This is a genomic window from Ensifer sp. 22460 (assembly GCF_052044935.1).
In the GTDB taxonomy this organism is placed as follows: Bacteria; Pseudomonadota; Alphaproteobacteria; order Rhizobiales; family Rhizobiaceae; genus Ensifer.
This window is the reverse complement of the sequence record NZ_JBQENZ010000019.1, coordinates 86,332-112,493: the sequence shown is the minus strand read 5'-3', so window position 1 is coordinate 112,493 and position 26,162 is coordinate 86,332. Positions and strand designations below refer to the sequence as shown.

Genomic DNA, 26,162 nt, shown 5'->3' with positions numbered 1-26,162 from the left:
CTCGGGCATTTCATTTCCTGCTTATTCGTCCTATGCTTGTGAAACGCACCGATGAACGACCATGAGGGAAGCGCTGGATCGGCTGTATGAGTTTGGAGACGGCATCAACGCAACCGATCGGCCCTAACGCCTTTGGTCACCTCATCCAATCAAGTGGGCCGGCCTCAGATGCCGTTTGGCTTGACCTCTATCAAAGTGACCGGACCGCGCTCGTCAGCCAATCGCACCAATGGGCACAAGCCGTCACTGCCAGCGGCAACTACCGATGCAGCCCACAGCACTTCCATTTCGCCGACGGTGCCCAAGCGGTATTGCCCCTATTTACCAAGGGTGTCGCCTCATTGCGTTACGCCTGGTCGCCACCGCCGGCCTGGGGGTTCGGTGGCCCGCTTTCTGACCAGGGAATTTCGCCTGACAAGTTGCGTTGCGTTCTCGCTCATCTTGAGACGTTGCCCTATGTCGGACTTAAAATCCGACCAAACCCTCTTTTAGCGACTATGTGGGCTGAGATTGTCCGCCCTGGCTGGACGACCATTCCCCGCATGGCGCATGTCGTTGACTTGGCCGGAGGGATTGAGGTTGTACGGGCGCGCTTTCGCTCTAATGCTGGAACTAACATCCGACGCGCCCAAAAATGTGGCGTTGAGGTGGAAGCAGGTAACAGCGCTCGACTGATCGATGAGTTTCACAGCCTGCTCGAACTTTCGTTGTTGCGTTGGGCGCGCAAGCAGCATGAACCTGCAGTACTTGCACGCTTCCGTGGGTTGCGCCGTGATCCTCGCTCAAAGTTCGCCGAAATGGCGAGCCATCTCGGCGAGGCTTTTCGGCTCTATGTGGCGCGCATCAACGGCCGGCCCGTTGCCGCAATATTGGTGCTCATGCATCACCAAGCCCATTACACGCGCGGCGCGATTGATGAGGAGCTCGCGGGCGAAAGCCGCGCCACATACCTGCTTCAAGCCCGGGCAATCGAAGATGCCTGCCGGCTCGGCAGTACACATTATCATATGGGCGAGACTGGGAATTCCGCTTCGCTCGCCCAATTCAAATCTCGCTTCGGCGCGGTCGCCATCCCCTATGCGGAATACCGCTATGAGCGACTTCCCCTCGCAAGCCTCGACAGTTTCGCCCGAAGCACAGTCAAACGCGTGGTGGGGTTTCGTGATGCATCTTAGGCAATCGATCACCATCACCGCCATACTCTTGTCTCTCTGTCTCGCAACATCGGCGGCACGTGCTGACGGACCGGTTCCGATCGCTGCCAAAGGTTCGTGGCGGCTGATCTTTGAAGATAGCTTCGACGGACCCGAACTTGACCGGGAAAAGTGGACCACCTGTTATTGGTGGAACAAGGACGGCTGTACCAATCTCGGCAATGCCGAACTGCAATGGTACCGACCAGAAAACGTCACTATGTCCGAAGGACTTTTGCGGCTCACTGCTCGACGACAAAAGGCCAAGGGCATCGAAGACCGGACTTTCGACTACACCTCCGGCATCGTCACCACGGGGCGCGACTACGACGAACTGCCTCGTCCCTCGCGTGTTCGGTTCCGTTACGGCCACGTTGAAGTCAAGGCAAAAGTTCCTGCGGGCAAGGGGCTCTGGGCCGCGATATGGCTTCTGCCGGAGACACGCAAATCCCGTCCGGAAATCGATATTATGGAGGTTCTGGGCGATTCATCCTCCACGTTGCGAATGCACTATCATTACCTTGACGCGGCCTCTGAGAAGAAGAGCGTCGGGAAGGACGTCGAGACATCAGACTTGACGGCGAACTGGCACGTCTACAGTCTGACCTGGGACGCGGACAAGATCATTTGGTACCTCGACGGCAAGGAGGTCTGGCGACACACGGACGTCCCGACGATATCGAGTGAAGAGATGTACCTGCTCCTCAATCTGGCTGTTGGCGGTGAGTGGGCGGGGGCTCCATCGAAGACTACGAAATTTCCCTCCGCATACCTCGTCGACTACGTACGTATCTGGCAGCGGGACGACGGCTGATGTTGCAGCGTAACAACCACGACCACATCAACTTCATGGCCCGAGTCTCGCGGGCCTATCCCGCGTTGGCTGCGCTTGCCCAATCGTCACTCCTAAAAAATGGCTACGCGCTAATCGCGAGCGCCGGGCTCACTTCGGTGCTCGGACTCGCCTTCTGGGGCCTGGCTTCCCGCTTTTACTCCCCCGAACAAGTCGGGCTTGGGGCAGCACTCATCTCTACCATGCTGGCGCTTGGAAACATCTCGCAGCTCAACATGGGCAACTTTCTGAACCGCTATCTACCTGCGACCGCGAAGGAGGGCGTCCGGCGTCTGGTGCTTTGGGCCTATGCATTAGCCGCCATCGCAGCGGCTTTTCTTTCCACGCTCGCCATCATTTTCATCTCCCGTATCACACCCGAATTGGGTTTCCTGCGAGAGCAGCCCATCTCAGCCGCAGCCTTCGTGGTCGCAACGGTCGCCTGGACCCTCTTTGCCCTACAGGATAGCGTGTTAGCGGGTTTGCGGCGGGCGACGGTCGTGCCCATTGAAAACGCCATATTCGCCGTTGCCAAGCTTTTGTTGCTTACACTATTTGCAGGCTCATCCATTCTCGGTGCTGGCCTCTATGCGGCGTGGATCTTGCCGCTGCCACTCTTGTTGGCCGGCATTAACTGGCTGATTTTTATCCGTTTTCTTCCGCAACACCGCATCAACGGCGAATCCCAGAGAGCGGACCGCAGGGCGCTCACTCGATATTTTGGGTGGGACTATCTGGGTACGCTCGCCTCGATGACGGCAATGGGCATCGCGCCTCTCGTCGTCCTGCATTATGGCGGCTCGGCCAATCTGGCTGTCTATTATATCAGCTGGGAAATCGTCTACGGGGTCTATTTGATCAGCCGTTCGATGGGCGTCTCCCTGTTGGCAGAAATCGCGTTCGATAAGTCGAAATTGCATCGGCTGGCCGTAGATGCCTTGCTCTACACGATCGCGCCATTGGCAGCTGTTGTGTTGGTTTTGATCATAGGCGCGCCACTTCTGTTGACGGTGCTCGGTATCGATGTCTCGTTTACAAATTCGACGCTGCTGCGCCTACTCGCTATATCCTGCCTGCCTTGGAGCCTCGTCACGCTCGTTCTCGCCGTCCACCGTGCGACGGGTCGGACACAAGTTGTTGCACTGGCACAAGTCGTAACGTTAGTCATTGTGCTTGGTCTTGGCACTCCGCTTGTCGCAGCCTATGGCGCTCTAGGGATGGCGGCCGCGTGGCTGATCGCCCACAGCGTAACGACGGTCGGCCTGTTGGGCGACCTGTCGCGCCGTCTCGGACCGTCCGGTCGGATCGATCTTACGTTGCGTTTGTTATCGTCGCTGGCGCGGATCTGGAGCAATGTCGCACCGCGGCGGCATTCAGCGCCGCCACTCGAGGCGTCAATTGCGAGCTTCTGTGCCGCCACCGGGCTTGCCATGCCAGCTGTGCAGTCCGTGCGGGAATTTTACCGTGAAAGCGACGTACGAACAGGCATGTTCCGGACGGATGACGCTGCGAACGAACTCCTCGTCTTCAAGGCATCGACCTCGCCAGAGGGTCACCGAGCAGTTACCCGCCACATCGAACGCAGCCGTGAGCTCGCCACCAATCCCGCGTTCCGACACCTTGATTTTGCGGTTTCAACGATTATCGCGAGTTCTGTTGACCCATCAGGAGCAAAGCTCGCGGAGCGCGCGTTGCCGGGTGCCGACGGTCGTTCGGTTTTTGCCAAGTCTGAACAGTACCCTTCCGCACTCGCCCAAGCGATAAACGCCATCCACATAATGCACTCGCGCACTGGAACAAAAGGGGTAATCAACCAGGATTGGCTGGAAAGCTGGCTCTATTATGGTTCCGATATTGTGTGCGCATCGCAATCGCATTTGCTCGGCCCGGCGTCGCGCGCAGAGGCACTTGCTGTCTTTCAGGCGCAGCAACGCGAGTTCTGGAGCGGTCGTTCGTTGTCTCTCAGTCTCGGCCATGGGGATTTCGCCCCGGGAAACTTGCTTTTCACGTCCGGCCCAGATGAAGCTGATGTCCGCTTGAGTGCAATTATTGACTGGGAGACGGCCACCCAGGATACCCCGCCCGGCCTTGATGTCATCTTCCTGTTGCTGACCGCGCGCGCCTTGCGCAGCGGCGAAGACCTGGGTTTCGTTGTACGCCGTTTTTTGGAAGTGCCGCAATTGTCACCCGAGGAGATGAAGGCCATGGCACCAATGCGTGCCACACTTGAGGAGAGCTACGGTGCACTTACGGACCCCGCCGTGTTGCGCGCGCTTTGCGGGTTGGCGTGGTGGCACCACATTGCGACCAATTTGACCAAATCGTCTTGTTTTGCTGATAAGGCGCTATGGCTGGCAGTCAACATCGACCTGGTCCTGGCCTGGTACGGCGGTAAGGTGAACGCGGCACCGCACATACTTGCGATCGGCTGCCTCCGCAGACAAAAGCGCAAGACAAGCGCGACGTCGTCCTACCCCATTCCTGCCGGCTCCACGAAGAGGGGGTAACAGGTAATGACCGTTCTTGCCCGCGTCGAAGACATGCCATTGAACACAGGCGCTGACACAGTCTCCAAGCGATATGACGTAGCCCTGGCCGCTATACTCTTTGCGACGCTGGTCCTTTGGGCGATATCGTTGCCTGCGATCGAGCCCGATCGGATGACCGACGTCGGCTTGGTTTCGGTATTGCCCAGGAGCTTCTTTCTGTCACTGGCGTTGCTAGCAGCAGGTTTTGCCTGGCTGGTATGTGCTGGGCGTACCGCTGGCCCCTTACCCGTCTTCTATCTGATCGCGCTCGTCATCGTCCTTCACGCGACCCCGCCGATCGTTTACGGAACATTGCGCTATTCCTGGGCCTGGAAGCACCTCGGCGTCGTCGACTACATCCAACGTTATGGAGCCGTTGACCGAAATGCATCTTTCCTCGCGGCCTATCACAATTGGCCCGGGCTGTTCGCGGCGACGGCTTGGTTGGCCGACCGCTTCGGCTTGAGATCGGTCGATCTCGCACCAATCGTAAGCTTCACCCCGCCGGTCCTCACGCTCGGGCTTGTCGGGGCGTTTCTGGGAACTGCCAAACGCCTGTCCGCAGATCGCCGCCTACAACTGACGGCCTGTTGGCTATTCGTAGTCGCCAACTGGGTCGGCCAGGACTATTTTTCGCCGCAAGGCGTTACATTTCTTTGTTACCTCATTCTCATGGGCCTATTTCTTGGCCCCTTGCGCAAACGCGAAACGACATGGGCGGCGCGACGACCTGGTTTTCTGTATGTGCTCGGCCCTGTCTCACGCCCCATCGGGCTACCTTCCTGGACGGGCAGCCGCTTTGTGCGTACCTTCTCCGCGTTGCTGGCGATGGTGCTCATTTGCGTGGTCGTGGTCACGCATCAGCTGACGCCTCTCATGATCATCCTCGCGACGGTATCGCTGACTGTCCTCGGATGGCTTTCGCCCGCCTATCTGGTGTTTGCTATCGTCGCTGAAATTGGATGGCTTCTCTGGCCAGCGGCCCCCTTTGTCTACGAGCAAATTTTGAGCGAACTGGCCAGCATGGGTACGCTGTCAGAAGCCACCAGCAAGCTCGCGAATGTGGCCGACGTGAGTGCCGAACGTGCATGGGTGGTTTTGTTCGGGCGCGCGCTTTCGGCAGGCGTCATAGTCCTTGCGCTCCTCGGCGGTTTGCGTCGGCTCTTAAATGGCCACTGGGACCTCACCGCCGCCGCACTCTTGCTCTCACCAATGCCGCTGATAGCGGTTGCGTATGGCGGAGAGTCGATATTTCGCGTTTACCTCTTTGCGTCGCCCTTCCTTGCCTTCTTCGCTGCCGCCGCGTTCTTTCCATCGACGCGGGCGGGAAAGCCGGCCTATGTCTTCCTGCCGCTTGCTATCGTGCTTCTTTTTTCGACCATCGGTTTCCTATTCGCAAACAATGGCAAGGACCGCGAATACCGCTTTGCGCAAGATGAGGTCGCGGTGGCCGAATGGCTCTATCGCACAGCTCCTGAGGACACACTCCTCATCGAAGGTTCGCGTAGCTACCCGTCGCAGTTCATGAACTACGAGAATTTCTACTATTTGGCGATTTCGTTGGAAGCGAAGTCAACGCGAGAAGAAATTGCCGCCGACCCATCAGGTGTCTTTTTGCGGTGGATGGACAGTCCCCAATGGCGTGACGCCTACGTGATTCTCACACGCAGCCAGAAAGCTTCTCTTGAAGCCAACGGGCAGTTGCGGCCGGGCGACTTTGACCACATCGAACGGGACCTGCTGACCTCGCCTCGCTTTAAGCTGGTGCGGGCATCGACCAATGCGAAAGTATTTCGCTTACTGCCCGCGACTGCGGACGGCAGCGCCCGCGACAATCGGTACCATTGAGCGGAGCTCAACCAACATCAGATAGGTGTGTCGGATCGGAGCGCACATTATGGTGTAGTCATGCGTGGGGGCCGCAACAAGGACTTTCAGGCTATTGCCGCCCTTGCGTAAGCAACTGTGCCAGTCCAGCGCGAAGATCCGTGCGGCATCGATGGTCGAGCTCTGCCTGGAGCGCTTGGGTGCACCCTTGAGAACGCCTGACTTCGCCGAGCAGTCCGTCCACGTAACTGATTGCGCATTGAGACCTGGTTTCTTCGATCATGATCCGCGCGAGCTCATTGATCGATGTCTCGACACCGCTGCAAACATTTAAGATCCGAGCACCGTCCGGAATCCGCTCCGCTGATCGGATAAGCGCCTCGACGACATCAGCGACGTAAACGAAATCACGGGTCTGCATACCATCGCCGTAGATCACGATGTCCTCGTTGTTTCCCAGCCGCTGCGCAAATTTGGTGATCACGCCGGAATAGGGTGACTGCGGATCCTGGCCCGGTCCAAAGACGTTGAAGAAGCGAAGGCCCGTCGTCGAGAGACCATAGACTTCGTAGGCGGCTCGGGCGTGCAATTCGCACGAAAGCTTGTCGGCGCCGTAGGGCGAAAGCGGAACGCACTTGCCTTCCTCCGAGAGCGGCAGGTTCTGGCTCGCCCCGTAAACGGCGGCTGAGGAGGCGTAGACTACTGTTCGCTTGGTGCCAGACTTCGCAATTTCCTCAACCAGATTTAGGAACCCGGTGATGTTGATTGCGTGAGAATGCGTCAGCTCTCGATTGCATTTTTCGACGGAAGCGACGGCGGCCAGGTGAATGCAGGCATCGACACCGGAAAGCGCACCGCGAACGACCTCTTTATCCAGAATAGAACCGTTAATAAACGTGGCTGCCTTCGGCACATTGTCACGCTTTCCTGAACTGAGGTCATCCAGCACCACAACCTCGCGGCCAGTTTCCAGCAATCGCCGCGCCAGATGCGCACCGATGAACCCTGCTCCCCCGGTAACCAAGATCGTTTTCAACCCGTTTCCCCCATGACATTTGGTCTCGGCGAAAGTTGTCGCGGCAATTAGCCAACCAGAACGCGCAAATGAGTTGCGAACGAAACCAATATTTGGTGTCTCTGCGCCACCACCGACGCTCTCAGCGTCTCTATTCAATCCTCCATTTTCGCTGCCCAGCAGTCAAGTCACCGATGCCCCCACATCCTTGCTACTCGCGTCCAGGTAGCGGGCGTCGAGAGCGGGTCCCCGTCTATATGTACTCGTCGCGACGCCATGCGAAGCGCTAATTCCTGGCTGCCGAAACTTGAGGGCCGTTCCTGGTCGCAAACTAGTTGTGGGTTTACTCCGTGCCGGGGGGCGCGCGAATGTAGTCTGCGCCCTCTTTCCTTAAATTAAAACATACGTAATATATATCACGCGGAAATTTGTACTGCCGAAGTGAATTATGGGTTTTAGCTTCTTCGCGGACCGACGCTTAAGTGTCGGATTCCACGCGATTTATTTGCATAAAATAATTTTCTTGTTCTTGCGTGTCCACTCTTCTTGCGTATTGGGCCAATGCAACACACTTACGACAACCGGATCGCACCCACGATTTGCTATCGCGTCACAAGCCCCGCTCCGCGTGACGCGTGGAGGCAATTGATGAACCATGATCCGGAGGCGATGCCTTATCAATCGCCAGAGTGGAACAATGCAATCTGCGCTGAGGGCAGGCTCAGGGACATCAGCCGCTACTACCATTTCGAAGACGGGTGTCAGATCCTAGTTCCGCTCGTGACCGTGACGGCCATTGGTCCCGTGGACCTTGTTGCGGGATCGTATCCCGATGGTTGCGGTATGGGCGGGGCTGTATGCTGCGAGAACACGACCAGCCGCCACCTCAGGGAAGTCCTGAAGGATCTCATGGCTTTGCGTTTCCTCAGCATTCGGATCAGGCCCAACCCATTACAGGGAAAACGATGGTCCGAAGCGGCGGGCGGCCTGGGTCTGATGACGAAACCGCGACGCGCGCACGTTATCGATCTCAAGGATGGTTTCGATCACGTCTACAGCAAGCTCTTCACCAAGGCGACAAGGGTCAGTATTCGCAAGGCCGAGAGGGAGGCCGTTGTCGTTAAGAGCAGCAGCAGCGGCGAGTTGATCCCGTTGCTCCACAGCTTGCTTGAGACGTCCGTCAAGAGATGGGCCGAACAGCACAACGAACCGCACTGGCTGGCGAAGTTTCGCTTCGGGAGACGGGATCCCATCAAAAAGCTCTATCGGATTCAGGAGGCGCTCGGAGCATCCTGCAAGGTCTGGGCAGCATGGGTGAACGGACAACCCGTTGCAGCGTCCCTGGTCTTGATGGGGAAGAATGTGAACGACGCACGCGGCGCAATCGACCGGGTTGCATTGGGTACGTCGCGCGCCAACGATCTCCTTCAAAAGCTCTCCATCGAAGATGCGTGCCGGGCGGGCTGCCGTTTCTATCACCTTGGCGAGAGTGGCAATTCGGCCTCACTTTCACATTTCAAGGAGCGCTTTGGCGCGACACACTACGACTACTCCGAGATATTCATCGAGCGATTCCCGATTTCCCGAGCCGAATACCTGCTTAAATCAGGCGTCAAGCGAGCGATCGGCTTCAAGGACTGAATCCGCGTTCGTCCCGTTCACCGCGCCCCGCCCATTTAACGAGAATGTGCCGGGGGCCGTTAAATGGGGCACAAGTTTGCGTCACTTATACGCATTGAATCGCCGCGAGCGCACCAACAAATCGGCATTTGATCTCGGCAAGCCGGAAATGGATGCCAAATGGAAGGCCCGGATGGCTCCCGAGGAGCTGCCCACCGGCGCAACTGTCGGCGTTGCCGATCTTGGCGGCGACACGCTGATCGAAGTCGTCGGCGGCGTTCAAGTGACGCCTCGGTCGTAACGGCACTCTGCGGGGCCGCCGCATCCCGCAGCGTGCTCCACCGTCATTCGCACACACGCCACTTCGCAGGCCCCGATTTGTCAGCTTGCTCCCGGGCCTCGCGCGAGTGTCGAGGCCATCGTCCTTGGTGTATCAGCAACCAATTGCGCGTGCCCATTCGGCCGCGCGCCGCGCCGCTTCCGTCAACACGGGCTTTGGTGCCTTGTACCATTCCTCTTCAGGAAGGTTGCGCCTATCACGAACGAAGTCGATCGCGGCCTCCAGGGTTGGGAACTGCTCGGGTAGTGTAAGATGCAGAAACAGCGACACGACGGCTACGGACCGCGAACGCCCGCCGCGGCAATTGACGAGAACCCCACCGCGCTCGCGCCTTGGGTAGGACGGCTTTTCCGGCAGGATCTGCTCCAGCGCAGCGCGTAGGATATAGTACGCTGCCAACATCTGGGTATCCGGATTCCCGTCCCCGTCGATCAGCCCGACCTTGTAGTAACGGATCTCACCCGGACCATGGACATTGTTGCGATGATCCGAGACGAGTTGCGGTTGGCGGACGAAATTGAAATCCAGGTTGACCGCGCAGTTGACGACGGCGGTAATGCCATTGCTGCGCAGGAGATCGAGATCGCTCGCCCCCTCCTTGCCCGCGATGAAGATGTCGACACCATAGGCCGGATGCTTGGCGTATATGAGGCTGAGCTTTGGCAACACGCTGCTGGTCTTTTCGGTTGTTGGGGTGTCGGTCGCGCTAATTTGCATGATTTCCTCATAGGCAGTCATGGTGCGAGGACTTTAGCAACACGGCCATCCGAAATGGCCATGGCGACACGGTTCAAGGTCGGATAATCCGCGCCGGCGCCGTATGCGACGTAACCGGGGCACAGATAATCGGGGGAACCGGCCGGCACTTTGCCGAGGGTCAGAGGCACATAGCGGCCGCCGGCGTTCTTCAGGATCAGCGTGGCGGCCGCCACGTCCCATGCATTGACACCGAAGCCGGCGGCGGCATCGGCGAAGCCCGCGGCCACATGCGCGATGCTGAGCGCGGCGCTACCGGGCCTTCGCAACGTCGAGAAGGTCTCGACCAGATCGCCGAAGCGGCGAAGCGCGACATCCTGCCCATCGAGGCGAAAGTCCCTGGAAACGGGATATCCTGTGATCAAGGTCGCACGGTTTTCATCGCTGACCGACTTTGAGACGATGACGTGCCCATTCAAATAGGAGCGCTCGAGATCACTCGCGAAGAGCATGTCGGCGACCGGATCGTAGACGACCCCTGCCACGACGGCCCCGGCTTCGACCGCGGCGATCGACACGCACCAGAAAGCAAGCCCTCTGGCGAAATTGGCCGTTCCGTCGATCGGGTCGACATACCACTGGATGTCACCCTTGCCGATCTGGCCTCCTTCCTCGCCAAGCATGGTGGAGTTCGGTTCGTTCGCGAAGATGACGTCGCGGATCAACGCCTCGGCATTCCTGTCATGTATCGTCACGATATCGTGCAGGTCGCGCTTGTAATCGACCGCCATTTCGGCCCGAAAGGCGGCAATCAGCGACGGTCCGACGGCGCGGGCAGCGCCCTCGGCAATCTTCATCAGATGACGCGAGCGGCCAAATCGGCCGGCATCGTCCGATCGGCTCTGGCTTGCCTGCGGATAGGCGTTGTCCATGCTCTCTTTCCGTTCATTCAGAAACGGCCGGCGCGACCCGCATTCGTGAGGCCGCGCCGAGCCCAAGTTTCTATTTGCCGTAGTTCACTCGCCAGAAGTCCTGCCATTCCTCGCGCCGGTCAAAATCCTCAAGACCCGTTGCGGCATCGTAGGGGAACAGGCGGTCCGCCACTTCCATGATCCCCGACGGCTCGTCCGCCGGCATCTTGATATCGGAGTTGGTCGGCAGCTTGCCGTCCTTCATCTGCGGCGCAATCCCCTCTTCCGTCAGCACGTAATGGATGAAGAGCCTTGCGGCGTTCGGGCTTGCGGTCTTTGTCGCGACCAGGCCGAGCTTGGTGTAGGTCCAACCGACCCATGGCTGGAGTTCCGTACACAGCCCGAGCTTATAGCCCTTGCCTTCATTGTCGCGGAACTTGGCCGAACTCAGGAGCCCGAAGAAGGGCTCCTTCTGGCCGGCGGCGCCAACCGCTTCAGCCACCGGGTCGTCGCCATCCGTGACGAGCGGTCCGTTCTGGGCGAGCGCCTTGATCCATGCCGCCGCGGCGCTCTTTTCACTCGTCTCCAAGTCCCTTCCAAAGTGGACCTTGTAGGCCTCCGCGACCTTGGCGTCGGCGTGTCTCTCCAACTGGTTGAACCAGTCGGTATAGGTACTCTTGGTCAGGGGATCGACGAGCGCGATCTTGCCTTTCCATTTCGCCTCCGTCAGTTCCCAGATGTTGCTGATGGGGCATTTGTCATAGGCCTCGGTGTTATAGGCCCAGACATTGGCATTGGTCGAAATCGCCAGAGGGCTCTGGAAGGCCGCCGGTATTTTTTCCTTCATATCACCGGGCAGATAGCTTTCGACAAAGCCCTGCGGCAGAAGCTGCGCCAGCGCGGCGGGTGCATCGGTGATCAGCGCGACGTCGCCCTGGACATTGCCGGCCTGCGCCTCCCGGATGATCATCTCCAGCTGGCTGTTTGCCGACACTTTCACGCCCGTTGCCTTGACCCCGTATTTTGCGGTGAAGGCCTCGGCCATTTCGACGATCTTGCCTGTACTGTCATAGACGTTGATCGGTTTTTCCTTCTTCGCAGCCTCGACCAACGCTTCGAGATCGAAGGCTTCTTCGGCGCGCGCCTCAACTGCGACGGCAGTCGCAAGGGCGGCAAACGCCACCCCCATTGCAAGAAACTTGCTGTTGCCTTTTTTCATGGCTTCCCCTCCCAAGGAGACCGTTTCAAATTCACGAAGCTATTTCTGGTAGTTGATCCGCCAGAGGTCCTGCCAGGTTTCGCGCTTTTGGAGATCGTCATCGGCCGTCGCGGCATCAAAGACCATCAGTTCACCGAGGTGTTTGGAGACGCCGGAAGGCTCGTCCGCAGGCAGGGCAATCGTCCTGTTGCCGGAGACCTTTCCGTCAACGGTCTGCGGCGCGATCCCCTCGGCGGTCATGAGATACCGAACAAAAAGCTTCGCCGCGTTCGGGCTCTTCGTCTGGGCGGCGATCAAGCCAAAGCCGGGATAAAGGAAGCCCGTGAACGGCTCGACACCGGCACAAATACCGAGCTTCAGTCCCTTGGTGACATTCTCCCGGTACTTTGCAGTCGAGGTAATCGCAAAGAACGGCTCGGCCTGACCGGGCGCACCTGCGGCCTCGGCCACGGTTGATGAATCGGCGAGCAGCGGGCCATTTGAGGCAAATGCCTTGACCCAAGCGACCGTTGCGCTCTCGCCTTGCTTATCGAGCGTCTTGCCGTAGTGCGCCTCATAGGCGCGCGCGACGTCGTTGTCGCGATGAGCAGCGATCTGATTGAACCAATCCGCATAGAGCGGCTTGTCGAACAGATCGAGCATCGCGACCTTCCCCTTCCATTCCGGCTCGGTCAGCTGCCAGATGTTGGTAATGGGGCATTTCTCGTACTTCTCCGTGTTGTAGGTCCACACGTGCGGATCGGAGACGACCACCAACGGGTTGCGCGACGTCTCGGCAATGTCACCCGCAAGATCGGGCGGCGTCCAGCTGGTGGCGATGCCCTCGGGAAGAATTTGCCCAACTGCGGAAGCAACATCCATGGCGAGGCTGACATCGCCGACGGCGTTGCCCGCCTGATGCTCGCGGATCATGAGTTCGACCTGCGTCGCCTCATTTACCTTCTTGCCATTTGCTTCAATTCCGTATTTTTCGGTGAAGTCTTTGACAGTATCGACGATTTTGCCGGTCACGGCATAGACCGTGATCGGCGGTTCTTTCTTTGCCGCCGCGATCGTCGCTTCAAGATCGAAGATTTCCTCGCCCTTGGCTGCGGAAGCGAAGGATATAACGGCCGCCATACCCAAGGCGGTGACGGACACAACCGCTCCGAGCCGACGGGACTCCATGATTTGAGTGCTCATAAAATTATCCTCGGATCTCGCTTCACTTCTGGTAGTTGATGCGCCAGAGGTCCTGCCAGGTTTCGCGCGCGTCCCAGTCGTCGAGGCTGGTCGACATCTCATAAGGCATGACCTGGTCGAGGACGGCGCCGATGCCGGACGGTTCGTCGGCAGGCAGCGAGACATCCTTGTTCGTCGACATCTTCCCGTCTTCGGCCTGCGGGGCGATGCCTTCGGCGGTCATCACATAGTGGATGAAGAGCTTCGAGGCGTTCGGGCTGTTGGTGCCCTTTGTGATCAGCCCGACACCCGGATACATCCAGCCGAGCCACGGCTTCAGGTCCTTGCAAAGCCCGAGCTTCATGCCCTTCTCGGCATTGTCACGGAACTTCGCGGAACTCATCAGTCCCATGAACGGCTGCGATTGACCGGGCGCCCCGACGGCATCGGCAGCCGCCGCATCGGCATCGGTCAGGAGCGGAGCATTGGCGGCAAGCGCCTTCACCCAGGCGGCGGTTGCACTGCCGTCGTCGGTTTGAAGGTCCTTGCCATGGAGTTCCTTATAGGCGGCGGCAACCTTGTCGTCGCCGTGCTTGGCCATCTGGTTGAACCAGTCGACATAGGACGCCTTGCCGAGCGGGTCCTGCATCGCGACCTTGCCCTTCCATTCCGGTCCGGTCAGCTGCCAGATGTTCGTGACCGGACACTTGTCGAAGAGTTCGGTGTTGTAGGCCCAGACATTGGCGCTGGTGACCACGGTGAGCGGGTCGTGGTATTGCGCGGAAATCTTCGATGCGAGGTCCGGCGGCAGCCAGCTCTCGGCAAAGCCCTGCGGAATGAGCTGCGCCATCGCGGCCGGCGCGTCGCTGATGATCGAGACATCGCCCTGGATATTGTTGGCCCGGGCTTCGCGAATGATCATCTCGAGCTGTGCTGTCGCCTTGACCTTGGAACCCTCGGCGCCCACACCGTATTTCTCGGCAAAGGCCTTGGCCATTTCGACGATCTTGCCGGTGCTGTCGTAGACCGTGATCGGCGGCTCCTTGCGCGCAGCCTCGATCAGCGCGTTGAGATCGAACGGCTCCTCCGCCAGCGCCGGGCCACCCAGTGTGGCGATGGCCGATGCCAGCAACGCGCGTCTGATTGCCCGTCTTGTCCTGTCAGTCTTCCGAAATTGCATCGTCTGTTCCTCCCTCAGAGCGTGTTTCGGTTTATCGCTGTGGCGCCTTAGTTCAGCGTGCTCGCGCGCAGAAGCGCGTCCGCTTCGGCGATGCGCTGGCCGTCTTTGTCGAAGAGGTGCAGCGCATCGGGTGGCGCAAAAAAATCGACCCTGGATCCGGTCTCGACGCGCGGGAGCGCATTGGTTGTCAGGAACAGCGTGTCGTTGTCGTTCCTAAGTTCAAGGATCCAGCTGCCGCCGGTCGGCAGGACGCCCGTCACCGTCATCTCACCTGTGAAGCTTCCGGCCGGAACATCCCCGCCCTTTGTCGCGTAGCCGATCGCTTCCGGCCGGATGCCGGCCGAACCGACGCCGCGCAACGACGGATAGCGCTCGCCGAGATAGGCTGCGGCGGCCCGCGACATCGCCGATGCGGACGATCCGAAGGTCAGGATATTGATCGGCGGGCTGCCGACGAATTCTGCAACGAAGCGATTGGCGGGGCGGTCGTAGATATCGTTCGGCGTGCCCATCTGCTGCAACGTGCCTTCGTTCATGACGGCAATCGTCGTCGCCAGCGTCATCGCTTCCCATTGGTCGTGGGTCACGAAGACGATCGTCGTCTTGAATTCCTTGTGGATGCGCTTGAGCTCCGCCCGCATTTCGAGACGCAGCCGCGCATCGAGGTTGGAGAGCGGCTCGTCGAGCAGAAGCACGCCCGGATTGACCGCGAGCATCCGGGCAAGCGCCACACGCTGCTGCTGGCCGCCGGAAAGCTGCGAGGGGTAGCGGTCGCGATATTTGGCGATGTCGAGCGCTTGCATGACCTTCTCTACCCGCTGCTCCCGCTCTTCCTTCGGCAGCTTGCGCAGGCGCAGACCGAAGTCGGTATTGCGTTCGATGGTTAGATGCGGCCACAGCGCGTAGCTCTGGAAAACAAGCCCCATCTCGCGCTTTTCCGGCGGTATGAACACGCCTGCCCTGACCGAGTCGACCACACGCTCGCCAATGCGGATTTCTCCATCGGAGAGGTTTTCGAGGCCGGCGATCATACGCAGCGTCGTGGTCTTGCCGCAGCCGGACGGCCCGAGCAGGCACATGAACTCACCGTCGCGGATTTCGAGGTCAAGGTTCGAAACGGCATTGGCGGAATTCACGCCATAGTTCTTCTGAGCACCGCTGAGATTGATGGTGGGCATCAGCTTCCGAGTCCTTCTGCGAGGTTGGTCTTGGTCAGCTTCTGGGCTGCCAGGGTTCCGAGATAGGCGATGGCGGCGATGATCAGCACGACCGCGTTTGCCGCCTGGGTGTAGTGGTAGTCGACGAGCCTGAGCGAGTAGGTCGTCAGCACATCGGTGCTCGGCACGGCGAGGATGACGAAGAGGCTCAGCCCCTTGATGCCGGAGATGAACGGCAGCAGCACGCCGGTGACGAGCGACCCCTTCTGGATCGGGATGACGATCGAGATCATCCGTCGGAACCAGCCGGCGCCGGCGATCTGGGCGGCCTCTTCGGGATCCTTGCCGAGTTGGGTCATGGCGGAAATACCGGCGCGCGAGGCATAGGGCATCTGGTCGGCAATCAGCGCCAGGATCAGGATCGTGACCGTGCCGTAGAGAGCGGGCATTGGCCCACGCGGCACGGCGAAGAGCGAGAGGTAGGCGGCGGCGAAGGCGATGCCGGGCACCAGATAGGGCAGGAAGGTCACCTGGCGCAGATAGACCGAGAGCGCTTTGACCGGTGTGCGGATGACGACATAGCCGACGAGCAGGCCGAGGATGCCGGAGGTCAGCGAGGCAAGACCGACGATCATGAGCGTGTTCTTGGCGGCAGCCCAGAGGTCCGGGCTCAAGAGTATGCCTGTCTGCAGCGCCACGGTGTTGAGATCACGGCCGATCCAGTAGTCGAGCGTGAAGTTGTCGAGTGTAAACTGTGCCGGCAGCTTCATGATGGTGGACAGGAACAGGGTGAGCAGCGGCAACCCGACGCTCAGCAGGAAGATAAGCGCGGCGAAACCCGTCGCCGGCAGACGATACTTACCAAGCCGGCTCTGGCGGTTCATCGAGCCCTTCGAGCCGACGGTGACAAACCGTCTGGCTTCGCGGACAAGCCGGGCGTCGATCATCAGGGTAATGATGCCGATCAGCATGATCGAGGCCGCGACGACACCGGCAACGCCCGTCTGACGGGAGGCGATGCTGCGGAAGAGAGACGTCGAGAGCACTTCGAACTTGACCGGCAGGCCGAGGACATAGGGTACGCCGAACTCGCCGAGGCATTTGGCGAAGATCAGCACCATGGAGGACAGCAGCGCCGGGCGCATCAGCGGCAGGATGATCTGGATCGCCACCTGGTAACGCTTGGCTCCCAGGATGCGCGCGGAGTCTTCGAGCTGCGAGTCGAAACGGCGAAGAGCCGAACCAAACAGCAGGATGACGAACGGCGTATAGTGCAGCGCCAGGATAACGATGATCGGGAAGCGACCATAGGCGACCCAATCGGGCGGCGTCAGCCCCATCGCCTCGAACCACCCTGGTTGGCCGCCAACCGTCCTGTTCTTGAAGAGCGTCGTCCAGGCGAGCGCGAAGGTCCAGGCTGGCAGCATGTACGGCACTATGAGCGCGGTCGCGAACCAGCGGCGCCCAAACATATCTGTTCGGCTGATCAACCATGCGAGCACAGTCCCGATCAGTAGCGACAGGCTGATGGCCCCGAGGGCGACCGACAGGGTGTTCAGGAGGGGCCGCCAGAAGAGATCAACCGAAACAGGTGAAAGGAACGCACGATCAAGATAGTAGAGCGTCAGATTACCAAAATCCTTGCCGAGCCGCCGCTCGTGACCGAACTGAACCCGAACTGAATCCAAGACGATCGAAATGATCGGCACGACGATCAGATAGGTGAACAGAAGAGCCGTCAGGATTCCGATCAATGTGGTCGGCTCTCGGGAAGCGACCTTCGCGCGATAGCGCCAGCGCTGCCATGGCGTCGGCGCGATCGCGCCATCTGGCACTGTCGGCGCCTTGGCTGTTTCACTCAATAAGGCCATGCTCTTCCCCTCGGAACTCGACATGCGCAATCTGTCGCGGCGATCGACGCCGGGCAGCGCTCCAGTAATATTGATGGGGAAAGCAGAGTTCGCGCTTCGCTCTACGCAGCGCGCGCAGCGCCGCACACGGACACAAGATACCGCACCCGCCCGGCTCCAATCCTCCCCACTCGCGGACAGGTACGAACGCCCTGCCAAAACGACAGCTCCAACTCCTCAAAGGCGCCGCCATTGTCGCGAACACAGACGGAACAAATATTCCAAAAACTCTCCGGCTGTGGAATGCATGATCCAACGGCGACGATATCTTGTCAATAAAAAAATGCACACGTGCGCAATGATTTATCCATCTGTTTTAATTGATATTTTTTTGATGGTTGGCTATTCATTTTAGAACACGTGATCAATCGCCTATCGAAGGGTCTTTCCGGGGCTACGATCAATGGCGAGCGCGGAGGTAAAAGTACCGTGGATAGGGGCTGTCGAGCGGGAACCGAGGACCGTCGGTCCTAAGCGATTGCTTGCACTTTTTCGTTGGAATGGGGCAGCTTTTATGGCCCTGATGGAAATGTCTGATTCAAGGGGGAAGGCATGGCAAGAGGGTTCGTGACGGCCGAGGAAGTCGCAAAGCGCGCGGGCGTCTCGCGCTCGGCGGTCTCTCGGACCTTTACACCTGGAGCCAGCGTTTCCCAGTCCGTGAGGCGCAAGGTTTTGAAGGCGGCCCGGGAGCTCGGCTACCGTGTCAACCGGCTGGCGCAAGGCTTGAACAACGACCGATCGAACCTGATCGGTGTCGTCGGCGCCAACCTCAGCTCACCCTTCATTTCGAAACAGCTCGATCTGCTGAGCATCGGCCTCTTGCGAAAGGGTTTGCAGTGCCTGCTACTCAATGCCGCGGATGCCCGCAAGGATATCGCGCCGCTGATCGAACTGCTCTTCGAGTTCCGCGCGCAGGCCATCGTGGTTCTTTCCGGAGAGCCGCCGGAATCGATCGTCGACCAGTGCATCGCGAACGGCGTTAGGTTGATCCTCATCAACCAGAAACTCGAACGCACCGATACGAGCATGGTCTTGAGCGACGATTCCCGTGGCGCCGATCTCGCGGCCGTTCGGTTGATTGAGGCGCAGTGCAAGAAGGTCGCGGTCATTTCAAGCGGCAGTCAGACACCGGCGCAGGTTCGTCGGGCAACGGCTTTCAAGCAGAAGATGGCTACGGCAGGCGTTGAAGTCGTTGCCTGGTCGGGCGGCCCGACCAGCTACGAGAGTGGCTATCAGGCCGGTTGTGAGGTGCTGAAAGATGAGGCCATTGACGGCGCATTCTGCGTCACCGATCTGCTCGCCCTCGGCTTTCTAGATGCGGCGCGTACCGAGATGCATCGCCGCATCCCTGCCGACCTTTCCGTCGTTGGCTTCGACGATATTCCGCAGGCGAGTTGGAAGAGCTACGAGCTCACCACCGTCGCGCAATCCTTTACCGCGCTGACCGATCACGTGCTGGCCGCGCTTGATTCCGACGATGCCGAAACCCGTCTCCAGGTCGTGCCCGTCGCGATGGTCGAGCGCAAGACGGCAAGACGCTAAGCCATTTCCTCAAGAAGCCGCCGGCCTGATGCGGCTGTCGATCAACAGTCCGCTTTGATCCAGGATCGGATGCGCAACCGACGCGATATGCGCATTGATGCGCTTCAAGTCGCGCAACATGTCGAGATGAAGCGAGCTGGTTTCGATGCTTTCGGCGCGTCCGTCGCGTAGCCGTTGGAGATGCCGTTCGGCCGATTGCCGCTCCAATCTGCGAACATCTTCTTTCGCTTCGACAAGGCGCCGCGCCATGGCGTTGTCGCGCGTGGCAAATACCGCCTGCGCCATGCGCAGGTTGTCGATCGTGACCGCGAATAGCCGCGATAGTTCTTCATGGCCGTCGCGGGAAAAGGTCAGGCCTCGAGTGATCTTCTTCGCGAGTTCGGCCAACAAACCCTTTTCGATGATGTCGCCGATGTGCTCGAGGTTGATGGCATAGTCGACGATGTCCGTGGCCCGGCGTCGGTGCTGGTCGCCGATTTCGTTCTGGTCCACGCGGGAGACATACACCTTGATTTCGTGCTGAACGCGATCGACCCGCCCCTCGAGCGCACTGATCGTCGACAGCTTGGAAATGTCCGTCTGCTGTAGCGCGTCGTTTGCCTGCACGAGCATGCGCTCGATCATGTCACCGACGCCGAGGACCTCGCGGCTGGCGCCAGCGAGGGCTGCAACAGGTGTCTGTAGATCGCTGTGTTCCAGAAACGACCGGCCATTCTCGGCTTTAGCCGGCTCCGGCAAAAGCCGCGTGGTTAGGCGAGAAAGCAAGCCAGTAAAAGGAGCAGCCAGGACCGCCAGCGCAAGATTGAAGCCGAGATGCGCGTCGACCGGCAGCTTGTCGTGCGACAGGGGCAACAGTTCGAGCAATTGGGCGGAATAGCCAGCGAGCGGCAGCGCCAGAAAGCAACCGACCGCCCGCACGATCAGGTTACCAACCGCAACGCGCCTGGCGCTCGGCGCTGCATGCAGCGTGGCCAGCACCGGCGGCACGGCCCCGCCAAGATTTGCGCCGAGCACAAGGACGATGAGCAGGCCTGTCGAAAGGTGCCCGGACGCCGCAAGCGAGAGGATCAACACCACGATCGCCAGGCTGGACGAGGCAAGCACGGCGAGGACGGCGGAGATGATGAGGGCGACCGGCCAGGCGTTGTCGAGCAGCGCGAGGAAGGCCGAAAGCGCGGCTGATGTGCGAAGCGGCTCCGTCGCGGCGCCGATCAGATGCAGCGACAGCAACATCAGCCCGATGCCCACAAGGGCAGCACCTGCCCCCTTGCGTGCGTTCGAGCTTCCACGCCCCACGACAACGCCAGAAAGCAACAGAAGCGGCGAAAGCCAACCCACGCCCATTGCGACGATCCAGGCAGTCATTGCCGTTCCGACATTGGCGCCAAGCAACACCACTTGCGCCATGCGGGGCAGGATGAGGTCACGCTCGACGAAGGACGAGACCATGAGGGCGGTGGCGGTCGAACTCTGAAGCGCGACGGTCGCGACAAGGCCGGCAAAGAAGGCGCGCGGACCATCGCGCGTTCCGGTCGCCAGACCCGCCTTCAGGCGAGCACCGAAGGCGCGCTGCATGCCGTCACGCACCAGACCGAGACCGAACAGAAGCAGGGCCACGGCGCCGAAGAGATTGATGCTGACGATCGCCGAATCCATGGCCTCTCCCCTGAACGCTACTGTCTGCCGCGCATCAACTCGGCCCGGAAGAGCCGCTGAAAGGCCGCGTAGCTTTCGAAGCCAAGATCACTGACCAGGCGCATCACGGTCGTCGTCGAGACACCACTGCGTTCGGCCACTTCGCGCGCACTCGCAAAGGCGACATCATAGGGGTGAGCAAGCACGAACTTCGCCACCTCGAGGCGCCCGCCCTTCAATCGCCGAACGCCGAGGCGGCAGGACTCTCGCAGTTCGATGAAGGTCGCAGGCGGGGCGGTGGAGGTCGCGCAGAAGGACAACTGATGCGTCATGTTCAGGCCGCCTCCTCTTTCGCGGACGCGTTCTCAATGCGGATGCGAAGACCGCCAGCCTCGGCGCGATCGAGGAAGGCGTCAAACGCGCCGAAGAAGATCGAAAGGAACCCGTCCGTCGAGCCATCCCAGCCGCTTTCCGGAGGGCGCCCAAACCGTTCAGCGAGTGCGCGATAAAGCCAAAGGCGTGGCGCGGGAATTTTGTCGAGTGCAAGCACCGCGGCCTGCCGCAGGCAATACCAATCGGCGATCAGTTCGAGCATATCGAGGCGAGCCAACTGACCGGCATCTTCGAGCGCGCATGCCGCGACCACATCTGTTATCGTGCCGGGACCACCGAGGCGTTCGCAGACACCTTCGACAGTGAGCCCGGAAATTTCGTCGACGACTTCCTTCGGCCATTCCTTCGGGAAATAGCGGTGCTGGACCAGAGCACGCTTGTGCGCCTTCAGGAGCGCTCCGTAGTCAGACGGATCAAAGGCGGGATCAAGGTTTTCTTCCAGTTGCGCCATTTCGCGGCGATAGCCGTGCAGGATGCGCGGATCGACAGCAGTGGAATACAGTTCAATAGTTTCAACCAAGAAATCCGATGCGGATGACTCGACGACCTTGAAGGCTGGTGGAAAGGCCACCAGCGACGGCACGGCAATATTGGTGAGCTGCCGACCGCCCCGTTCTCGGCGTGTGACGCCCTCGACATGAAGATGTCCGCTGAAATGCACCGTCATCCCGCCGTCGATGAGCACTTCCGCGACGGCCTCGCGTGGCGTCCTGCGGGCAATGTTGGTCTCGCCGAAGAGCACGCCTTCGGCTCCCGTTGCGCCGTCGAAGGGGTCGAGCACCGGGTAATGCGAGAAGGCAAGAAGCGTTTTGCCGAGCCTCCTGGCCCGCGCCGATACCTCGGCGATCCACTCGATGATGAACGCCTTCAGCCTCAACAGTGCGTTCCAGCCGGCGCCGGTACTGTCGACGAAGGCGTCCTCGCCGCCCTCCTCGAACGTTCCGTCGCGCGGCTCGAACACGTTGGCATCGATCATCATCAGCCAGAGGCCGGGCGCCGGCTCGACCAGATAGGAAGCGTCCATCAGCGTGTAGCTGTTTCGGCCATCGGGGGATGAAACCTGATATAGCCGGTCCTCGGCCTTGTCCGATGTGCCGAACGGCGTCTCCCAATGGATGTCGCCGGGCCTCCGGAAGTATCCGAACGCGGCCATGGGGGCGAGACCCTTCGGATATCCCTCACAGTACATCAGCGGCGTTGCGTACGTGCCAGGGCCAGCCTTCTCGCCGTCGCTCGTGACAATGACCCTCGCGGCGTTCGCGCCAAGGAACTGCTTCGTGTGATGGCGCCCCTTCGGGCCGAAGATGTCGTGGTTGCCGGGAAGCGCATAGAAGCGCGTATCGTGCTCGCGTTCGTGTCGCTCCAGGATGGCGCGCAGCCGTTCGGTGGTTTGCCTTTGGCCGTCATCCGTGTAGTCGCCGAGAAGGACGACATGCCGGATGTCGCGCCGAACCACCTCCGCAAGCGCCTCGTCCAATGCCTTCGCACTCTCGTTGAAAACGCGGGTGGATTCGCGGGTATCGGCCCAGCTTCTGATGGCAACCCTCTCGCCATCGACCTCGATGGCGGGAAATTCGAAGTTGCCCTCAAGATCATGAAAGTGAGCATCGGCAATGACGGCGATCCGCGGCAAATCAGCCATTGGAATTGACCTGCGCACGGGATGTTTCGACGAGATCGATCCAGGCGGAGGCACGCCTCGCCGCTTCGTACAGCATGGGCTTCGGCGTCTCGAACCATTCGTCCGGCCTCAGTTCGCGGTGCTCCCGGATGTGGGCGACTGCGGCGTCCAGCGTTGGAAACAGATGCGGCTGTTGCTTGTGCAGAAAAAGCGCCACCAACGATACGGAGCGACTTCGCCCGCCGCGGCAATTGACCAGAATGTTGCCGCCGTCGACGAAGGGGTAGGTTGAGCGTTTCGGCATCGTCTGGCGCAAAGCGCCATCGAGAATGTAGTAAGCGCCGAGCATCATCGTGTCCGGGCTGCCGTCGCCGTCAATCATGCCGAGCTTGTAGTAGCGTATGTCGGCGTAACCACTCGCACAGAGGTCATCGTTGACTGCAATTTCCTCTTCGCGCACCAGATTGATATCCAAGTTGACCGCGCAATTGACGACGATGGTGATCCCGTGGCGCTTGAGCAGATCCATGTCGCGCGCGCCGTCGCTACCGCCGATATAGAGATCGGCGCTGTGCGGTCCGAGCCCCTTTGCGATCAGACTGATTGCGGGGCGCGCGTATACCGGTGCATTCATTGGTGTTTCCTTCTAGGGCGGCGAACGCGTCGTTCGGCCGGTGATCCCGCCACTCGTTGTTTCAGGCCGATTGAAGCGCAGCCGTCATTTCGCGGGCGCTGACCGGAATGCCCGAAGCCTCGCTCACACCAGCGGCGATGGCCGGTGTCGACGCAAGCACCGGCCCTCCCTCCTGAAGGCTGCCGATCTCCATGAAGGGGCACACGACGCCGCCCGCTTCGGCCACGAGCAGGAGTCCGGCGAGACAATCCCATGGGTTCATATGCAATTCCACATAGGCGTCCGAGCGCCCGTCGGCAACATAGGCAAGCGCAAGTGCGCCCGACGCGCCGCGTCTGACATTGGCTCCTTTGGCGAGCATCCGCCGCATGGTTTCGAGGTAGGCCTCGTCCGGCACGCGGCGTGACCATCCCATTTCGATGGAGGCCGCATCGAATGCGACCGTCGACGAGATGCCGATGGGTTTTTCGTTCAATGTCGCTCCAGCCCCCCTTCGACAAAAATAGAGTTCGTCCTGAGCGGGATTATAGATGGCGCCGATCTCTGCCCTGCCCCGCTCCACATAGGTGATCGAGATGCAGAAATGCGGAATCCCGCGCGCAAAATTGGCAGTGCCATCCACCGGGTCGACGACCCACATGCGCTCGGCGATCAAGCCGCCGCCTTCCTCCCCCAGAAATGCATCGCCCGGGAAGTGTGTCGCAATCGCCTGACGGATGTGAGCCTCGGACGCAGCATCGGTCTCGGTCAGAAAGTCCTGAGGGCCCTTCAACGAGAAGCCGCGCCTGAAACTCTCCTTGAAACCGGCGAGCACCAGCTCGCCGGCGGAGCGAATGACGTCCCGACATAACGACGCTCGCCCTGCGAGATCATTCGAATAGCGCGGATTTTGAACGTTCATCAGTGGGACTCCATTGCACACGCGTGCACATTTGCACGCGTGTGCACGGCGCGCAAGCAGAATCTGCGCCGCCGCCTCGTCGTCTCTACGGCCGCATGGGGCGCTTAGTACCGGTTCGCGTCGCGAGCACGTTACGGATCGCAAAACTCGAATGTATTCGCGAAACACCGGGAAGAGCCGAGAGGATTTCCTTGTGAATGCGCTCGAACTCACCGGCATTGGCGACTTCGACGCGCAATAGATAATCCGATCCGCCCGTCATCAGGAAACACTCCTTTATTTCGGGGTGCCTGCGTATCGCAGCCTCGAAGCGGTCGAGGTAATCCTCCGTCTGACGATCGAGCGTGATGTTGATGATCACGGCGATGGTGGCCTCGACGTTCGATGTGTCTACCAGCGCAGTATAGCCGCGGATAACTCCGGCCTGCTCCATCAGTTTTATGCGCCTGAGGCAGGCCGATGGCGAAAGGCCGACTTCGGCGGCAAGGCTCGCGTTGCTGCGCCGGGCATCGAGACGAAGCAGGCGAAGAATGTTGCGGTCTATCGCATCAAGTGCGGCCATTGCAGATTATTCCAATTTATCATCGTTTCTTTTAATGATCATGATTTTACGCAACGATCAATCATTCTTTCCTTGGCAATTTCACGATCGTTTCACTAATCTCCCGCCAACACGGGGGAGGCTGGAATGGACGGGGCAATACAGGCAAGAAGGCAAGGTACGGCGACCGCCACGGGCGGCGCATCGGGCTACCTGGCCATCGATCTAGGGGCCATTGCTCGCAACTATGAAAAGCTGGCGGCTGAGGTAGCGCCTGCGCGCGCAGCCGCAGTCGTCAAGGCGGATGCCTATGGGCTCGGCGCCAACCGGGTCGCCGCCAGGCTTTACGAACATGGTTGCCGTCACTTCTTCGTCGCCCAATTTGTTGAAGCCCTGCGCCTGCAGCCAAGTCTCGCCGCGGACGCGACCGTCTACGTGTTGAACGGTCTCCAGCCCGGCAATGAAACGGACTGCGCCGAGCATCGCATCGTGCCGGTCATCAATTCGCTGGAGCAGTTGCAGCGCTGGAACGAGACTGCGAAGACGCTCGGCCGCAAGCTGCCGGCGGCTCTGCAATTCGATACCGGCATGTCGCGCCTCGGCGTTCCACCGGCAGAACGCGCCGCCGTTGCCAGCCTGCTGACAGCAAGCGGTAGCATTGATGTCCAGTTCATCATGAGCCACCTCGCCTCGGCCGACGAGGCCGAGAGCGAGCAGAACGGAAGTCAGCTAGCCGAGATGAACCGCATCACGGCTGAATTCCCCGAGTTCGACCTGTGCTTCGCAAATTCGGGCGGCATCTTCCTCGGCAGACCCTATCATGGTGTACTTGCCCGCCCCGGCATCGCACTCTACGGCGGCGCGCCGACCGCCAACCAGCCCAATCCGATGGAACCCGTCCTGCGCCTCGATGTGGCTGTCGTGCAGACCCGCACCGTGCCTGCCGGCGCGCGCGTCGGCTACAGCGGCACCCATATTGCCACGGGAGAAACCCGCCTTGCCACCATTGCCGCCGGCTATGCCGATGGCCTGCCGCGCAGCCTGAGCGGCCGGGGCGCGGTCTATTGCGACGGCATTCGCCTGCCGATCGTCGGCCGCGTTTCGATGGACAGCATCACCATCGACATCTCCGCTTTGCCGGATGGTCGCCTGCATCTTGGCAGCCTTGTGGAAGTGCTCGGCTCCAATCAGGCGCTTGAAGACATTGCGCGCGACGCCGGTACCATATCCTACGAAATCCTGACCGGCCTCGGCCAGCGCTACGAGCGGCAATACCGCTGACCCCTTCTCTTCTCCCGTGAGGACA

General features: G+C 60.1%; 21 protein-coding genes. 7 read left to right on the top strand and 14 right to left on the bottom strand.

Annotation, left to right across the window (positions count from 1 at the left end):
- The first annotated feature begins 86 nt into the window (after window positions 1-86).
- The 4 genes from ACTJKM_RS22755 to ACTJKM_RS22740 are packed head-to-tail and all read left to right on the top strand — an operon-like array spanning window position 87 to window position 6,401.
- Entirely contained in the window at window positions 87-1,175 is a 1,089-nt protein-coding gene (locus ACTJKM_RS22755) for a GNAT family N-acetyltransferase (RefSeq protein ID WP_440660977.1), read from the top strand.
- A complete protein-coding gene (locus tag ACTJKM_RS22750) occupies window positions 1,165-2,007 on the top strand; it encodes a glycoside hydrolase family 16 protein (RefSeq protein ID WP_440638259.1) in 843 nt (280 codons plus the stop codon). The genes ACTJKM_RS22755 and ACTJKM_RS22750 overlap by 11 nt, the downstream gene beginning before the upstream one ends.
- Window positions 2,007-4,532 (top strand): phosphotransferase, encoded by a 2,526-nt coding sequence (locus tag ACTJKM_RS22745; protein ID WP_440660976.1) that lies wholly within the window; start codon window positions 2,007-2,009, stop codon window positions 4,530-4,532. The genes ACTJKM_RS22750 and ACTJKM_RS22745 overlap by 1 nt, the downstream gene beginning before the upstream one ends.
- A gap of 6 nt (window positions 4,533-4,538) precedes the next feature.
- Entirely contained in the window at window positions 4,539-6,401 is a 1,863-nt protein-coding gene (locus ACTJKM_RS22740; RefSeq protein WP_440660975.1) for a hypothetical protein, read from the top strand.
- Window positions 6,402-6,492: 91 nt separating this feature from the next.
- On the opposite strand, the gene ACTJKM_RS22735 is transcribed toward ACTJKM_RS22740, so the two are convergent.
- Complete coding sequence (locus tag ACTJKM_RS22735) at window positions 6,493-7,416, bottom strand: NAD-dependent epimerase/dehydratase family protein (protein WP_058327532.1); 924 nt, start codon at window positions 7,414-7,416, stop codon at window positions 6,493-6,495.
- Window positions 7,417-8,043: 627 nt separating this feature from the next.
- Here ACTJKM_RS22735 and ACTJKM_RS22730 point away from each other — a divergent pair.
- The gene (locus tag ACTJKM_RS22730; protein WP_440660973.1) at window positions 8,044-9,036 is read left to right on the top strand and encodes a GNAT family N-acetyltransferase; all 993 of its coding nucleotides are present in this window, start codon (window positions 8,044-8,046) and stop codon (window positions 9,034-9,036) included.
- 412 nt (window positions 9,037-9,448) lie between these two features.
- On the opposite strand, the gene ACTJKM_RS22725 is transcribed toward ACTJKM_RS22730, so the two are convergent.
- From ACTJKM_RS22725 to ACTJKM_RS22695, 7 genes are all read right to left on the bottom strand, one after another.
- The gene (locus ACTJKM_RS22725) at window positions 9,449-10,072 is read right to left on the bottom strand and encodes a dual specificity protein phosphatase family protein (RefSeq protein WP_440660972.1); all 624 of its coding nucleotides are present in this window, start codon (window positions 10,070-10,072) and stop codon (window positions 9,449-9,451) included.
- Between the two features lie 17 nt (window positions 10,073-10,089).
- A complete protein-coding gene (locus ACTJKM_RS22720; protein ID WP_057249313.1) occupies window positions 10,090-10,983 on the bottom strand; it encodes an inositol monophosphatase family protein in 894 nt (297 codons plus the stop codon).
- Window positions 10,984-11,053: 70 nt separating this feature from the next.
- Entirely contained in the window at window positions 11,054-12,151 is a 1,098-nt protein-coding gene (locus tag ACTJKM_RS22715) for an ABC transporter substrate-binding protein (RefSeq protein ID WP_440660993.1), read from the bottom strand.
- A gap of 69 nt (window positions 12,152-12,220) precedes the next feature.
- Complete coding sequence (locus ACTJKM_RS22710) at window positions 12,221-13,300, bottom strand: ABC transporter substrate-binding protein (RefSeq protein WP_245296119.1); 1,080 nt, start codon at window positions 13,298-13,300, stop codon at window positions 12,221-12,223.
- A gap of 85 nt (window positions 13,301-13,385) precedes the next feature.
- A complete protein-coding gene (locus ACTJKM_RS22705; RefSeq protein ID WP_058321403.1) occupies window positions 13,386-14,522 on the bottom strand; it encodes an ABC transporter substrate-binding protein in 1,137 nt (378 codons plus the stop codon).
- A 47-nt stretch (window positions 14,523-14,569) separates the two neighbouring features.
- Window positions 14,570-15,700: an ABC transporter ATP-binding protein gene (locus ACTJKM_RS22700; RefSeq protein ID WP_058327538.1), complete on the bottom strand. Its 1,131-nt coding sequence runs from the start codon at window positions 15,698-15,700 to the stop codon at window positions 14,570-14,572.
- Window positions 15,700-17,550 (bottom strand): ABC transporter permease, encoded by a 1,851-nt coding sequence (locus ACTJKM_RS22695; protein ID WP_058327539.1) that lies wholly within the window; start codon window positions 17,548-17,550, stop codon window positions 15,700-15,702. The genes ACTJKM_RS22700 and ACTJKM_RS22695 overlap by 1 nt, the downstream gene beginning before the upstream one ends.
- 591 nt (window positions 17,551-18,141) lie before the next feature.
- Between ACTJKM_RS22695 and ACTJKM_RS22690 the strand changes: the two genes are divergently transcribed.
- Window positions 18,142-19,131, top strand: coding sequence for a LacI family DNA-binding transcriptional regulator (locus ACTJKM_RS22690; RefSeq protein ID WP_058327540.1), 990 nt, complete (start codon window positions 18,142-18,144; stop codon window positions 19,129-19,131).
- Window positions 19,132-19,140: 9 nt separating this feature from the next.
- Here the strand turns inward: ACTJKM_RS22690 and ACTJKM_RS22685 are convergent, their stop codons facing one another.
- From ACTJKM_RS22685 to ACTJKM_RS22660, 6 genes are all read right to left on the bottom strand, one after another.
- Window positions 19,141-20,787, bottom strand: coding sequence for a Na/Pi cotransporter family protein (locus tag ACTJKM_RS22685; RefSeq protein ID WP_058327541.1), 1,647 nt, complete (start codon window positions 20,785-20,787; stop codon window positions 19,141-19,143).
- Between the two features lie 17 nt (window positions 20,788-20,804).
- Window positions 20,805-21,098, bottom strand: coding sequence for a MurR/RpiR family transcriptional regulator (locus ACTJKM_RS22680; protein WP_058321400.1), 294 nt, complete (start codon window positions 21,096-21,098; stop codon window positions 20,805-20,807).
- Window positions 21,099-21,100: 2 nt separating this feature from the next.
- On the bottom strand, window positions 21,101-22,801 hold the full coding sequence (locus ACTJKM_RS22675; RefSeq protein WP_058327542.1) for a metallophosphoesterase family protein: 1,701 nt from the start codon (window positions 22,799-22,801) through the stop codon (window positions 21,101-21,103).
- The gene (locus ACTJKM_RS22670) at window positions 22,794-23,414 is read right to left on the bottom strand and encodes a dual specificity protein phosphatase family protein (protein ID WP_058321398.1); all 621 of its coding nucleotides are present in this window, start codon (window positions 23,412-23,414) and stop codon (window positions 22,794-22,796) included. The genes ACTJKM_RS22675 and ACTJKM_RS22670 overlap by 8 nt, the downstream gene beginning before the upstream one ends.
- Before the next feature lie 61 nt (window positions 23,415-23,475).
- Window positions 23,476-24,315, bottom strand: a complete 840-nt coding sequence (locus ACTJKM_RS22665) for an inositol monophosphatase family protein (protein ID WP_058327543.1) — start codon at window positions 24,313-24,315, stop codon at window positions 23,476-23,478.
- Between the two features lie 85 nt (window positions 24,316-24,400).
- Window positions 24,401-24,877: an Lrp/AsnC family transcriptional regulator gene (locus ACTJKM_RS22660; protein WP_058321396.1), complete on the bottom strand. Its 477-nt coding sequence runs from the start codon at window positions 24,875-24,877 to the stop codon at window positions 24,401-24,403.
- Window positions 24,878-25,003: 126 nt separating this feature from the next.
- Here ACTJKM_RS22660 and alr point away from each other — a divergent pair, with 126 nt between their 5' ends.
- Window positions 25,004-26,137: an alanine racemase gene (gene alr / locus ACTJKM_RS22655; RefSeq protein WP_058327544.1), complete on the top strand. Its 1,134-nt coding sequence runs from the start codon at window positions 25,004-25,006 to the stop codon at window positions 26,135-26,137.
- Window positions 26,138-26,162: the final 25 nt, after the last annotated feature.

Bases quoted from the DNA above. Each gene is read 5' to 3' on its own strand.
- ACTJKM_RS22665 (WP_058327543.1), bottom strand. From the start codon at position 24,315: ATGAACGTTCAAAATCCGCGCTATTCGAATGATCTCGCAGGGCGAGCG.
- ACTJKM_RS22720 (WP_057249313.1), bottom strand. From the start codon at position 10,983: ATGGACAACGCCTATCCGCAGGCAAGCCAGAGCCGATCGGACGATGCC.
- ACTJKM_RS22750 (WP_440638259.1), top strand. From the start codon at position 1,165: ATGCATCTTAGGCAATCGATCACCATCACCGCCATACTCTTGTCTCTC.
- ACTJKM_RS22695 (WP_058327539.1), bottom strand. From the start codon at position 17,550: ATGGCCTTATTGAGTGAAACAGCCAAGGCGCCGACAGTGCCAGATGGC.
- ACTJKM_RS22660 (WP_058321396.1), bottom strand. From the start codon at position 24,877: ATGGCCGCACTTGATGCGATAGACCGCAACATTCTTCGCCTGCTTCGT.
- ACTJKM_RS22730 (WP_440660973.1), top strand. From the start codon at position 8,044: ATGAACCATGATCCGGAGGCGATGCCTTATCAATCGCCAGAGTGGAAC.
- ACTJKM_RS22705 (WP_058321403.1), bottom strand. From the start codon at position 14,522: ATGCAATTTCGGAAGACTGACAGGACAAGACGGGCAATCAGACGCGCG.
- ACTJKM_RS22725 (WP_440660972.1), bottom strand. From the start codon at position 10,072: ATGCAAATTAGCGCGACCGACACCCCAACAACCGAAAAGACCAGCAGC.
- ACTJKM_RS22710 (WP_245296119.1), bottom strand. From the start codon at position 13,300: ATGGCGGCCGTTATATCCTTCGCTTCCGCAGCCAAGGGCGAGGAAATC.
- alr (WP_058327544.1), top strand. From the start codon at position 25,004: ATGGACGGGGCAATACAGGCAAGAAGGCAAGGTACGGCGACCGCCACG.
- ACTJKM_RS22670 (WP_058321398.1), bottom strand. From the start codon at position 23,414: ATGAATGCACCGGTATACGCGCGCCCCGCAATCAGTCTGATCGCAAAG.
- ACTJKM_RS22690 (WP_058327540.1), top strand. From the start codon at position 18,142: ATGGCAAGAGGGTTCGTGACGGCCGAGGAAGTCGCAAAGCGCGCGGGC.
- ACTJKM_RS22700 (WP_058327538.1), bottom strand. From the start codon at position 15,700: ATGCCCACCATCAATCTCAGCGGTGCTCAGAAGAACTATGGCGTGAAT.
- ACTJKM_RS22675 (WP_058327542.1), bottom strand. From the start codon at position 22,801: ATGGCTGATTTGCCGCGGATCGCCGTCATTGCCGATGCTCACTTTCAT.
- ACTJKM_RS22685 (WP_058327541.1), bottom strand. From the start codon at position 20,787: ATGGATTCGGCGATCGTCAGCATCAATCTCTTCGGCGCCGTGGCCCTG.
- ACTJKM_RS22740 (WP_440660975.1), top strand. From the start codon at position 4,539: ATGACCGTTCTTGCCCGCGTCGAAGACATGCCATTGAACACAGGCGCT.
- ACTJKM_RS22745 (WP_440660976.1), top strand. From the start codon at position 2,007: ATGTTGCAGCGTAACAACCACGACCACATCAACTTCATGGCCCGAGTC.
- ACTJKM_RS22755 (WP_440660977.1), top strand. From the start codon at position 87: ATGAGTTTGGAGACGGCATCAACGCAACCGATCGGCCCTAACGCCTTT.
- ACTJKM_RS22680 (WP_058321400.1), bottom strand. From the start codon at position 21,098: ATGACGCATCAGTTGTCCTTCTGCGCGACCTCCACCGCCCCGCCTGCG.
- ACTJKM_RS22715 (WP_440660993.1), bottom strand. From the start codon at position 12,151: ATGGGGGTGGCGTTTGCCGCCCTTGCGACTGCCGTCGCAGTTGAGGCG.